The following is a 12,003-nucleotide window of genomic DNA, read 5'->3' as shown; positions in this document are numbered from 1 at the left end:
AGCTACCTCGCCGGCCTCCACCTGCGTGCCTCAATGATCTGGCTCAAGGACCTCACCCGAACCACCAATTGATCACGACTCAATACGCACCCTAGGGTGGAGAAATGGCTGACGACTACTGCCTGATCGACGCGTCCAGGCCGCCCAGGGTCGACGGGCCCCCGTACGCCGAGTGTGTGCTGTGCCGGGAGCCGACGGAGTACCCGGAGTCGTACAAGGGCCTGACGCTGTGCCCGGTGTGTGAGTGGCGGGAGGCCGAGCGGACGTCCTGCTCGGGGTGACGGTGGCCGGTGCCCGGCGGCTTGGCAGACTGTTCCGGTGAACAACGACCGGACGCCTGCCACCGACAGCCCCTTCCGTCATGAGTCCAGTGCCCGCGACGCGGCACCCCAGTTCGTGCTGCCCCTGGTGGCGCGCATCGAGCGGGCCGCACCCCCGGCCCGTACCGACGCGCTGGAGACGGCGGCCCGCGCGGTGCTGGTGATGCTGGCCGACGAGCGGTCGACGGGCGAGGGCGAGTGGGCGCGGGCGATGCGCGACTGGCAGGACGCCCGCATCCGCAAGGTGGTGCGCCGGGCCCGCGGCGCGGAGTGGCGCCGCGCGGAGGCCCTGCCGGGCATCACGGTCACCGGCGCGTCGGCGGAGGTCCGCGTCTTCCCGCCCGTCCCGCTGGACGGCTGGCCCAAGGACCTGGCCCGCCTCCAGGTCTCCGGCACCGACCTGGAGGACCGGGAGGCCGTGCCCCCTGCGGACCCCACCGCCCCCGTCCTGTGGCTCAACCCCGACCTCGACATGTCGGCAGGCAAGGCCATGGCCCAGGCCGGCCACGCCGCCCAGCTCGCCTGGTGGGAACTGACCGACGAGGACCGCGCCGCCTGGCACGACGCCGGTTTCCCCCTCTCGGTCCGCCCCGCCGCCCCCTCCCGGTGGCCGGCCCTGCTCACCAGCGGCCTCCCCCTGGTCCGCGACGCGGGCTTCACCGAGATCGCCCCCGGCTCCAGCACCGTGGTGGCGGACCACCCGTCCCTGCGCTGACGTCCCTGCCCGGTGCGGCAGGAGCCGTGGCCGTCTGCGCCGTCTTCACCGGCTCCCGCCCGGCAGTTCCTTCCCGAAAGCTCAAATGTTCCTCTGAAGGTGACCGCGACGCGGTTCGGGCGCGGTCTTCGGGGCCATACCCCCTCATGTCCGACCGGGAGTCAGGCGGCGGCCGACGGGGGCCTGGTGCAGGAGGGGGAATGACGGTGCGACTGGGGACGGGGATCGGGTGGCGTCCGGAGATCGCCGAGGCCGTGGAGGGGATGGCGGGGATCGACTGGGTCGAGGCGGTGGCCGAGAACGTGTGCCCCGGGCATCTCCCCGCGTCGCTGCTGCGGCTGCGTGAGCGCGGGGTGACCGTCGTGCCGCACGGGGTCGGGCTCGGGCTCGGCGGGGCGGAGCGGCCGGACGCGGGGCGGCTGGCGGCGCTCGCCGAGCGGGCCACGGCACTGGGGGCGCCGCTGGTCACCGAGCACATCGCGTTCGTCCGGGCGGGCGGGCCGCTCAGCGCCTCCCCGCGGCTCGAGGCGGGGCACCTGCTGCCGGTGCCGCGGACCCGGGACGCGCTCGACGTGCTGTGCGAGAACGTCCGGATCGCCCAGGACGCGCTGCCCGTGCCGCTCGCTGTGGAGAACATCGCGGCGCTGTTCTCGTGGCCCGGCGAGGAGATGACCGAGGGCCAGTTCCTGTACGAGCTGGCCGACCGCACCGGGGTGCGGCTCCTCATCGACGTGGCCAATCTGCACACCAACCACGTCAACCGCGGCGAGGACCCCGCGCGGGCGCTCGCCGAACTGCCCCTGGAGGCCATCGCGTACGTCCATGTCGCGGGCGGCGTCGAGCGGGACGGGGTCTGGCACGACAGCCACGCCCACCCCGTGCCCCGGCCGGTGCTGGACGTCCTCACCGACCTCGCGTCCAGGGTCTCCCCTCCCGGTGTGCTGCTGGAGCGGGACGAGAACTTCCCCGAACCGGAGGAACTGGAGCGGGAGTTGGCGTCGATCCGGGAGGCGGTGGAGAAGGGGGCGGCCGTGCGGGCCGGGGCGCGGGCGGCGAAGGGCACCGGTGCGGCCGGCTCGCGCGCCGGGTCCACGCCGGGCTCCGGCTCCGGTGAACCCGCGCGGCAGCGCCTCGCGCTCGCGCAGACCGCGGTGCTGTCCGCGCTGGTCGCCGGGACGCCCGTGCCCGAGGGGTTCGACCGGGGACGGATGGCGGTGCAGGCGCGGGCGTTGGCCGCGAAGCGGGCGGGCGTCGTCGCCAAGGTGGCGCCCGAGTTGCCGGTGCTGCTCGGCGAGGGGTACCGGGCCGCCTTCCTCGCGTACGCGCAGAGCCGGCCGATGACCGGGGGGTACCGGCGGGACGCGCTGGACTTCGTGGAGCAACTGCTGCTCGCCGGGCGGCCGGAGGACGGGCGGATGCGGCGGGAGCTGCGGGAGTGGTGGCGGGAGCGGTCGGGGCCGACGCCTCGGTCGCACCGGCCGGCGGTGCGGCTGGCCCGGGCCACGCGGCGGGTGCTGCTGCGGCGTTGAGCCGCCGTGGCCCCGAGATCCGCCCGGGACCGGGCGGGAACCCGAGCGGAACATCACAGCACCGCAACACTCCGTCCGGATGGTGAGAAGGGCATGGTGTTTCCGTGCCCGTGTCCCTTACAAACAATGCGTGTTCTGGGTCCTCCTCCTGCTGTTGGCCTGGGCCGTCGCCGGTGTGGCGTGTGCCCGGCTGTGTCTGGCCGCCGTCCGCGCGGCGGCCGTCGGCGCCACCGGTGCGGCCGCCGCCGAAGGGCACGGCCTGACGCTGTACGAGGCGGCGTTCCTGTGCGGCGGGCCCCGGCGGGTCGCCGATGTCGCCCTGGTCTCCATGGCGCGCCGGCGCAGGCTGCTGCTGGCCCGCACCGGCTGGGTGACCGTGGTCGACCCGCGGGGGCGGGACGAGATGGAGCGGTCGGTGATAGGGGCCATCGGCCCGGAGGGGCAGTCCCTCATCGCGCCCGTGCGGGCCGCCGCGGCGACCGCGGACCCCGTGCGCGGCATGGCCGACCGGCTGGTCCGTGCGGGGCTGGCCGTGCCCGACGACGGCACCGGCACGACGATCGCCGACGGGGTGCGTCGGGTGCGGTTCGCCGCGCTGGCCGTGGCGGGGCTGGGGGCCGCGGCCCTGCTGCTGCCGGCCCCTTCGGAACCGCCGCGCCATCTGGTCGCCCTGTGGTTCGCGCTGCCGCTGGTCCTGACCCTGAGCTGTCTGGTCATAGCGCGGATCGAGGTCCACCCGTACGCGCGCCGGGCCTCTCCGGCCGGTCAACGGCTGCTGGGCGCCCTGCTCCACGGCACCCGCGGCGCCCTCGGGGCCGGTGACGAGCGTACGTGTCTCACCTCCGTCGCCGTGCGCGGCGTCCGCGCGGTCGGTGACCCGGATCTGCGTGCGGCCTTCGCACACCGCGAGCACCCGTCCCCGCGGCAGGACCAGGGCTCCGGGGGCGCACGGGGGCATTGACGCCGACACCGGCGAACGGTGCTTGCCTTCCCCGATCACCGAACGAAACATCCCTTTCGTCGCCGCCGTGCACCGAGAGGGAACATGCGATGAGAACTGCCGTCGTCCACGCGGCCGCCGGGTCCTTGCTGCTCACCACCCTGGCCGTCGCGTCGACCGGCAGCGCCACCGCCACCCCGGGGCCCGCCGCCCCGGGCCCCGCCGCCCCGGCCGCCGCCCCGGCCCCGGACGCCCCCGGCGCGGCCGAGCTGCGCGGCACCGCGGTGGCCGCCGCGCGCGCCGCGGCCGAGGGCATCGGGTTCGGCGCCTGCCCCGACGCGCAGGACCTGCCCGGCGCCGTCGAGTGCGGCACGGTCACCGTCCCGCTCGACTACGCCCACCCGCACGGCCGGCAGATCGAACTCGCCGTCAGCCGTGTCCGGGCCACCGGGAAGGACCCGGACGACGGCGGGCGCGAGGTGCCCCGGCAGGGCGCCCTGGTCCACAACCCGGGCGGGCCGGGCGCCGACGGCACGTACTTCCCGCTCATCGGCCTGCTCCCCCGGTGGAAGCGGATCGCGGGGGCCTACGACCTGGTCGGCTACGCCCCGCGCGGGGTGGGCCGGTCCGCGCCGCTGTCCTGCGAGGACCCGGAGAAGTCCGTCCAGGGCCCCACGCAGGCTCCGGCGCACCCCTCGGAGGCGTACAAGCGCGAGCGCGTCGCGCAGGCCAGGACGTATGCGCGCGGCTGCGCGGAACGGGCCGGCGACGCGCTCCGGCACTACCACTCCCTGAACAACGCGCGCGATCTGGACGTGCTGCGCGCCGCGCTGAAGGAGCCCCGGCTGACGTTCATGGGGGCGTCGTACGGGACCTACTTCGGGGCGCTGTACGCCACGATGTTCCCCTCGCACGTCCGGCGGATGGTGTTCGACTCGGCGGTGCACCCGGACCCGGAGCGGATCTGGTACCGCAACAACCTCGACCAGTCGGCGGCGTTCGAGGACCGCTGGGCGGACTTCCGGACGTGGGCGGCCCGGCACCACGACGTGTACGGGCTCGGCGACACGCCCGCGGAGGTGCTCCGCAGCTACGAGGAGGCGAGCGCGCGGCTCGCGCGGGAACCGGCGGGCGGGAGGGTGGGGCCGGGGCAGTTGCAGTCGGCGTTCCTGCAGACCGGGTACTACGACGACCACTGGCCGCATCGCGCGCACGCCCTGTCGGCCTATCTGAAGGGCGATCCGGGGCCGCTGGTCGAGCAGGCGGAGCCGCAGCCCGAGGCGGCGGCGGAGACGGAGAACGCGCGCGCCGTCTATGTCGCCGTGGAGTGCAACGACGCGCCCTGGCCGACGGACTGGGCGGTGTGGGACCGGGACAACACCCGGCTGGCCCGCAGGGCGCCGTTCGAGACCTGGGCCAATGTGTGGACGAACCTGCCGTGCGCCTTCTGGCCGGCGCCCCGACAGCAGCCGCTGGACGTCCGGGCCGGGGCGGACGAGCTGCCGCCGACGCTGATCCTGGCGGCCGAGCGGGACGCGGCGACCCCGTACGCCGGGGCGCTGGAGCTGCACCGGCGGCTCGCGGGGTCGGCGCTGGTGACCGAGCGGGGCACCGGCACCCACGGTGTCGCGGGCGGGCCCAACGCCTGTGTGAACGGCCATCTGGAGGCGTACCTGCTGACCGGCCGGGTCCCGGGGCGGCGCGCGTCCTGCGCGCCGCGCCCGGAACCGGAGCCGCGGGCGGAGCCTGCGCCCCGGGCGGAGCCGGAGCCCCGGCCCGCCGCCTGATCAGGCGAGGCCGGCGACCAGTTCGGCGATGTCCTTGCGGCGGCCCGTGTAGAACGGGACCTCCTCACGGACGTGCATCCGGGCCTCGGAGCCGCGCAGGTGCCGCATGAGGTCGACGATGCGGTACAGCTCGTCGGCCTCGAAGGCGAGGACCCACTCGTAGTCGCCGAGGGAGAACGAGGGCACCGTGTTGGCGCGCACGTCGGGGAAGCCACGGGCCATCTTGCCGTGGTCGGCGAGCATGCGGCGGCGGTCCTCGTCGGGCAGCAGGTACCAGTCGTACGAGCGCACGAAGGGGTAGACGCTCACGTAGTTGCGGGGCGTCTCGTCGGCGAGGAACGCCGGGATGTGCGAGCGGTTGAACTCGGCGGGGCGGTGCAGTGCCATGTTCGACCACACCGGCTCGAGGGCCCGGCCCAGCTCGGTGCGGCGGAACAGGTTGTAGGCCTCCTGGAGCTGGTCGCTGCTCTCGGAGTGCCACCAGATCATGAGGTCGGCGTCGGCACGCAGACCGGAGACGTCGTACGTCCCGCGGACGACGACGTCCTTGGCGGCGAGCTGGTCGAACAGCTCCTGGACCTCGTCGGCGTACCCGGTGCGGTCCTCGGGCAGCACGTCCTTCAGCTTGAAGACGGACCAGAGGGTGTAGCGGATGACCTCGTTGAGGTCCTTGGCCAGCTTGCCCTTGTTCGGGATCCGTGCGGGGTCGGGGGTGGTGGTGGCGTCGCTCATGTCCCTTATTCTCCTGCCCCTCCGTGGAGGCTCTGCATCGGGTCGGCGGTGGTCTGCCGCACGGCGTGCGGCGGGTCACCGTGGATCTGGTCGACGGCGGCGTACGCGCTCGCGATGCACGCGGGGATGCCGACACCGTCGTAGGCCGCGCCGCACACGGCCAGCCCGGGCAGGGCGGCGAGGTGCTCGCGGATGCGCGCCACGCGCGCGTGGTGGCCGACGGGGTACTGGGGCAGTCCGTCGTGCCAGCGGGTGACACGGGTGGCCACGGGGGTGGCGTCCAGGCCGGTGGCGGCCCTCAGGTCGTGCCGGGAGACCTCGACGAGGTCGGCGTCGTCCCGGCGGAGGATCTCCGTCTCGCCGTGCCGGCCGACGGAGGTGCGCAGGACGGTGAGCCCGGGGTCCTCCTCGGCGATCCAGCCCCATTTGTTCGAGGCGAACGTGGACGCCTTGATGGTGCGGCCGTCGACCGGCGGCACCAGGAACCCGCTGCCGTCGGGAAGGCCGGTCTCCGCACGGCGGTAGGCGAGCGTGATGAGCGCCATGGAGGCGTACTCGACGCCGGTGAGCTCGGCGGAGGCCCCGGGGGCCTCGGCGCGCAGCAGCCGCGCGGCCTCCGGGGCGGGCGCGGCGACGACGACCGCGTCGGCGTACAGCTCCCGCTCCCCGGCGATCACCCGCCAGCCGCCGGCCGGTTCCCGGCGCAGTTCGGTGACCGGGGTGCCGGTGTGGACCTCCCCGCCGCGTGCCCGCACCGACTCGGCGACGGTGAGCGGGAGGGTGCCCACTCCGCCCTCGATGCCCATGAACACCGGGCCGGTCTGCTGCGCGGCGGCGGCCCTGGCCTGGATCTCCCGCACCCCTTCGGTCAGGGAGGTGTGGGCGCGCGCGGCCTCGAACAGCTGGGGGACCGCCGCGCGCATCGAGATGCGGTACGCGTCGCCCGCGTACACCCCGCCCAGCAGGGGCTCGACCAGCCGGTCGACGACCTCGCGGCCCAGCCGGGCCGCCACGTACTCCCCGACGGCGATGTCGTCGCCGACCTCGGTGCGGGGCAGTTCGGCGTCGCGCTCGATCCGGGCGAGGCTCTCGTCGGAGAGCACACCGGCCAGGGCGGCGGCCGTGCCGGGGACGCCCATGACATGGCCCTTGGGCATGGGGCGCAGGGCGCCGCGGGTCCACAGCGAGGCCGTCGCGGTGGCCGGGGGCTGGAGCCGGTCGCCGAGGCCCACCTCACGGGCGAGGGTCACCGCCTCCGGACGGCGGGCCAGCATCGACTCGGCGCCGAGGTCCACGCGCGCGCCCGCGATCTCGCCGGGCAGCAGCTTGCCGCCGACCCGGTCCGAGGCCTCCAGCACGGTCACCCGCGCCCCGCGTCCGAGCAGCCGGTGCGCGGCGGCCAGGCCGGCGATGCCGCCTCCCACGACGACGACCTGCTGTTCCGCGCCCGCACGTGATCCGCTCATGGCTCCACCCTCTCAGACTCGGCCCGCGTTCCCACCAGGGCCATCCGGCCCTGCCGAGTCCCTACCGTGACCGCTTCGGGACCGTTTCGCGCCAACGTCCGGCCCGCCCCCGGCGTCGAAGGAACGTCAGTGGTCCACAACCCCTGGGGGGAACCCGCATGCGCACACGACGCCCCGTACGAGCTGTACGGTCCGGCCGACCCGTACGGTCCGGCCGCCCCGGTCGGCCCGGCCGGCCGGTCCACGCGATGGCCGGTCTGCTGCTGGCCGCCGCTCTCGCCCTGACCGGATGCGGCGCCTCGGACTCCGATTCCGGCGCGGCCTCGTCCGCCGACAAGGCCGCCGCCGCGCAGGCGGACGCCCAGGCGGGCACGGAGGAAGCGGCGGGGGCGGCCGGAGCGGCAGCGGGGGACGGGGCGCCCGGCGGCTCCTCGGCGGAGGGCCCGCGGGCGACGGTGCCGCCCGCGAACAGGAGCGGCACGGCCCACATCATCCGCACCGCCTCACTGACCGTGCAGGTCGAGGACGCGCCGAAGGCCCTGGACGAGGCCCGCACGGCCACCGAGAACGCGGGCGGCTACATCGGCGACGAGACCACCCGCCGGGACGGGAAGGGCCGTGAGCGCACGCGCGTGGTGCTGCGCGTGCCCGTGGAGAAGTACGACGCGGTGCTCACGGAACTGGAGGGCGCCGGCAAGCTCGTCGAACGCCGCGCGAAGGCGGAGGACGTCACCGACCAGGTCGTCGACGTGGAGAGCCGGATCAAGACGCAGCGCGCCAGCGTGGCCCGGATCCGCGAACTGATGGACCGGGCCACCCGGCTCAGCGACGTGGTCACCCTGGAGGGCGAACTCAGCACCCGCCAGGCCGACCTGGAGGCGCTGCTCGCCCGACAGGAGTCCCTGAAGGACCGCACCAGCCTGGCCACCATCACCCTGACCCTGTCCGAGACGCCGGTGGAACGGCCCGCGAAGGACGACGATCCCGGGTTCCTGGACGCGCTCGCCGGCGGCTGGGGGGCGTTCGTGACGATGCTGCGCTGGATCGCGGTGGCGCTGGGTGCGGCACTGCCGTTCGCGGCGGTGGCGGCGCTGGGCGCCCTCCTGTGGCTGAAGGCCGTACGTCCCCGGTCGCGCCGCCGCACGCGCCCTGAGCCGGTGTCCACGCCGGTGCCCGCGCCCGCACCGGCTCGGGCGCCGGAGGAGACCCCGTAAGCCGGACCCGAAGTACGCGGCCCCGTAGCGTGTTCGTATGAGCACGAACGAGCACACGAGCCGGAGCACGAGCACGAGTACGGACACGCGCACGTCCGCGCGGGAGCGCCTGGTGGTGATCGGCGGGGACGCCGCGGGGATGTCCGCGGCGTCCCAGGCCCGCCGGCTGAAGGGGCCGGACGAGCTGGAGATCGTGGCGTTCGAGCGCGGTCGCTTCACCTCGTTCTCGGCCTGCGGCATCCCCTACTGGGTGGGCGGTGACATCACCGACCGGGACACCCTGATCGCCCGTACCCCCGAGGAGCACCGCGCGCGGGACATCGACCTGCGGCTGCGCACCGAGGTCACGGAGATCGACCCGGACCGGGGCCGGGTCCGCGCGCGGGACGTCGAGTCGGGGGCCGAGTCCTGGACGTCGTACGACAAGCTCGTGATCGCGACCGGCGCGCGGCCGGTCCGCCCGGAGCTGCCCGGCATGGACGCCCCCGGGGTGCACGGCGTGCAGACCCTGGACGACGGCCAGGCGCTGCTGGACACGCTGGCCCGCACCGACGGCCGCCGCGCGGTGGTCGTCGGCGCGGGCTACATCGGCGTGGAGATGGCCGAGGCGATGATCAGGCGCGACTACGAGGTGACGGTCGTCAACCGGGGCCCGGAGCCGATGGCGACCCTGGACCCCGACATGGGGCTCCTGGTGCACAAGGCGATGGAGGGCCTGGGCATCACCATGGTGAACGACGCCGAGGTCACCGGGCTGGTCACCGGGGACGATGGCAGGATGCGGGCCGTGGCCACCGCGGACGCCGAGTACCCGGCGGACGTGGTGGTGCTCGGCATCGGGGTGCGGCCCGAGACCGGCCTGGCGCGGGCGGCGGGGCTGCCCCTGGGGGAACACGGCGGGCTGCTCACCGACCGGTCGATGCGGGTGCGCGGGCACGAGAACGTCTGGGCGGGCGGCGACTGCGTGGAGGTGCTCGACCTGATCTCCGGGCAGGAGCGGCACATCCCGCTGGGCACGCACGCCAACAAGCACGGCCAGGTCATCGGCTCGAACGTCGGCGGCGACTACGCCACCTTCCCGGGCGTGGTCGGCACGGCGGTCAGCAAGGTCTGCGACCTGGAGATCGCGCGCACGGGTCTGCGGGAGAAGGACGCCCACCGCGCGGGGCTGCGGTTCGAGTCGGTCACCATCGAGTCGACCAGCCGCGCGGGCTACTACCCGAACGCCTCCCCCATGACGGTGAAGATGCTCGCCGAGCTGCGCACGGGCCGCCTCCTCGGCGTCCAGATCGTCGGCCGGGAGGGTGCGGGCAAGCGCGTCGACATCGCGGCGGTCGCCCTCACCGCCGGGATGACGGTGGAGCAGATGACGATGCTGGACCTGGGCTACGCGCCGCCCTTCTCCCCCACCTGGGACCCGGTCCTGGTGGCGGCCCGCAAGGCGACGGCGAGAATCCGCGCCACGGCGGGAAACCCGACGTCCCCTGCCGGTGCTACGCGGTCCCGTTGAGCCGTTCGATCGCCTGCCGCGCCTGCTCGGCCGGAGGCCGCACCTGGTCGGCAGCGGGCCGGGGCGGCAGGGACGACACGGAGGAACCGGAACCACCGGAGACGCCCGCGGCGGCGGACGTCCCGGACGCACCGACGGTGGTGGACGCGCCGGACGTGCCGGAGGCCACGGCCGACGACTGCTCCCCGGCCGGCCGCGCGTACGCCGCGGCGGGCCGCGCGGAGCGCAGGCGGTGGCTCACCGCCTCGTCCAGCGTCACCGGCCGCTGCTTCTGGGCGGCGAGCCGTCCCGCCTCCTGGCCGAGCCGGGCGACGTCCTCCCAGGGAAGCCGCACCACGAGCGTGAGTTCCGCCTCGCCGTCGGGCAGCGCCTGCATCACAACGGTCCCTCGGTCGTCCATCGCCTGTTCCTCACGTCGACCCCGCGGCCCCTTCCCCGCGCCGCGGGCGGTTGGGAAGGGATACGCACGCCCGGACGGCGGCGTTCAGGACGACCACTGATTCCACCGGTGGCCGGGCGGGCACACGTGGGATGTGGTCATCCCGGTCCATGACGTGAATCCGGCGCGGCGCACCCCCTGGGTGACGTACGCGCTGATCGCCGCGAACTTCGTCGCCTTCGTGTTCCTCACGCCCGGTGTCGCCGGTTCCCTGACGGGCAGCGGGGGCAGCCTGGCGGAGTTCTGTCACCTACAGGCGTTCCTGGACCAGTACGCGGCCGTGCCGCGGGAACTGATCCACCACCAGCTGCCGCGCCTGGTGCCCACCGGCGGCACGGGGGTGGGCCCGCAGGGGCCGGGCTGCCTGGTGGGACCGCCCGGCTACGACAAGTCACCCGAGCTGAGCGTGCTGACGGCGATGTTCCTGCACGGCGGCTGGCTGCACCTGCTGGGCAACATGCTCTTCCTGTGGATCTTCGGCAACAACATCGAGGACCGCATGGGCCGTCTGCGGTACCTGCTGTTCTACCTGCTCTGCGGCTACGCGTCCGCATACGGATTCGCACTCACGAACCCCAACGCCACCACTCCCCTGATCGGCGCTTCGGGAGCCATCGCCGGGGTGCTGGGTGCCTATCTGGTCCTCTACCCGAGGGCCCGGGTCTGGGTCCTCGTCCCCTTCCTGATCTTCCTGCCCCTGCGCCTGCCGGCCTGGATCGTGCTGGGCCTGTGGTTCGTGCTGCAGGCGGCCTACTCGGCGGGGGCGGGCATCACCGGCGCCGGGACGGTGGCGTACGCGGCCCACGTGGTTGGCTTCGTCGTCGGCATGCTGATCGCCTGGCCCCTCAAACCGGGCACTCCCCCACCGCCCGAACCGAACGGCATCCTCTTCGGACGGCAGACCCGAGGGGACTGGTAGGGCCGCATACCCGGGGCCGGGCAGCACAAGGAAACCCAGAACCGCTTTGCATAAGAGACGTTTGCATTCCCGGGCCGGCCAACGATTGTTGAATGATGCAATCACCTGCATGCTTTGCCAAGTTTTTGAGCCTCTGGCAGGACTCATGCTGACCCATTGCTGACTTTCCTGATGCTCCGTCAGACAGGAAGCGCCCCACAGGGATCACTCCGAGCCTATCCATCACGGCTCGGAGTGAAGACCCCCAGGAGCTCACAGCCGAGTCCGACAGGGCCCCCGAGCGCCCCACGTCGAAGGTGCCGCATCACAAGGCGGCGCGGAACATAGCCGGAGTTCCCCGGTTACTGAAGTTGAACTCGTGGTGTCGTAGGGGCTGACGGTTCGTCGCCCGTGCGGTATCACCGGGGCATGCGGTATCCACAGGGAGGCGGG

General features: G+C 74.1%; 11 protein-coding genes. 8 read left to right on the top strand and 3 right to left on the bottom strand.

Going from position 1 to position 12,003, the window contains the following annotated elements; translation table 11 throughout:
* The first annotated feature begins 104 nt into the window (after window positions 1-104).
* The 5 genes from ACWEQO_RS34290 to ACWEQO_RS34270 all read left to right on the top strand — a co-directional run bounded on the left by ACWEQO_RS34290 (window position 105) and on the right by ACWEQO_RS34270 (window position 5,291).
* Complete coding sequence (locus tag ACWEQO_RS34290) at window positions 105-281, top strand: hypothetical protein (RefSeq protein ID WP_452986433.1); 177 nt, start codon at window positions 105-107, stop codon at window positions 279-281.
* Between the two features lie 37 nt (window positions 282-318).
* Window positions 319-1,035 (top strand): aminoacyl-tRNA hydrolase, encoded by a 717-nt coding sequence (locus tag ACWEQO_RS34285; protein WP_452986432.1) that lies wholly within the window; start codon window positions 319-321, stop codon window positions 1,033-1,035.
* A 200-nt stretch (window positions 1,036-1,235) separates the two neighbouring features.
* Window positions 1,236-2,564, top strand: coding sequence for a DUF692 domain-containing protein (locus tag ACWEQO_RS34280; RefSeq protein ID WP_361460627.1), 1,329 nt, complete (start codon window positions 1,236-1,238; stop codon window positions 2,562-2,564).
* Between the two features lie 130 nt (window positions 2,565-2,694).
* Entirely contained in the window at window positions 2,695-3,525 is an 831-nt protein-coding gene (locus tag ACWEQO_RS34275) for a TIGR04222 domain-containing membrane protein (RefSeq protein WP_452986431.1), read from the top strand.
* Between the two features lie 89 nt (window positions 3,526-3,614).
* Window positions 3,615-5,291 carry an alpha/beta fold hydrolase gene (locus ACWEQO_RS34270; RefSeq protein ID WP_452986429.1) on the top strand — a complete coding sequence of 559 codons (1,677 nt, stop codon included), beginning with the start codon at window positions 3,615-3,617 and terminating at the stop codon, window positions 5,289-5,291.
* On the opposite strand, the gene hemQ is transcribed toward ACWEQO_RS34270, so the two are convergent.
* Window positions 5,292-6,023, bottom strand: coding sequence for a hydrogen peroxide-dependent heme synthase (hemQ, locus tag ACWEQO_RS34265; RefSeq protein ID WP_361460630.1), 732 nt, complete (start codon window positions 6,021-6,023; stop codon window positions 5,292-5,294). It abuts the gene before it with no gap.
* Between the two features lie 5 nt (window positions 6,024-6,028).
* Window positions 6,029-7,489, bottom strand: a complete 1,461-nt coding sequence (gene hemG / locus ACWEQO_RS34260; RefSeq protein ID WP_452986428.1) for a protoporphyrinogen oxidase — start codon at window positions 7,487-7,489, stop codon at window positions 6,029-6,031.
* Between the two features lie 158 nt (window positions 7,490-7,647).
* Between hemG and ACWEQO_RS34255 the strand changes: the two genes are divergently transcribed.
* Window positions 7,648-8,703 carry a DUF4349 domain-containing protein gene (locus ACWEQO_RS34255; RefSeq protein WP_452986427.1) on the top strand — a complete coding sequence of 352 codons (1,056 nt, stop codon included), beginning with the start codon at window positions 7,648-7,650 and terminating at the stop codon, window positions 8,701-8,703.
* Window positions 8,704-8,842: 139 nt separating this feature from the next.
* Window positions 8,843-10,213 (top strand): FAD-dependent oxidoreductase, encoded by a 1,371-nt coding sequence (locus ACWEQO_RS34250; protein WP_452986434.1) that lies wholly within the window; start codon window positions 8,843-8,845, stop codon window positions 10,211-10,213.
* Here the strand turns inward: ACWEQO_RS34250 and ACWEQO_RS34245 are convergent.
* The gene (locus tag ACWEQO_RS34245; protein WP_452986426.1) at window positions 10,197-10,613 is read right to left on the bottom strand and encodes a hypothetical protein; all 417 of its coding nucleotides are present in this window, start codon (window positions 10,611-10,613) and stop codon (window positions 10,197-10,199) included. The two genes, ACWEQO_RS34250 and ACWEQO_RS34245, sit on opposite strands and share 17 nt — an antisense overlap.
* Window positions 10,614-10,746: 133 nt before the next feature.
* Here ACWEQO_RS34245 and ACWEQO_RS34240 point away from each other — a divergent pair, with 133 nt between their 5' ends.
* The gene (locus tag ACWEQO_RS34240) at window positions 10,747-11,571 is read left to right on the top strand and encodes a rhomboid family intramembrane serine protease (protein WP_452986425.1); all 825 of its coding nucleotides are present in this window, start codon (window positions 10,747-10,749) and stop codon (window positions 11,569-11,571) included.
* Window positions 11,572-12,003: the final 432 nt, after the last annotated feature.

The sequence above is a fragment of the Streptomyces sp. NPDC004051 genome, assembly GCF_053604275.1.
This window is presented reverse-complemented; position numbering and strand designations above follow the sequence as displayed.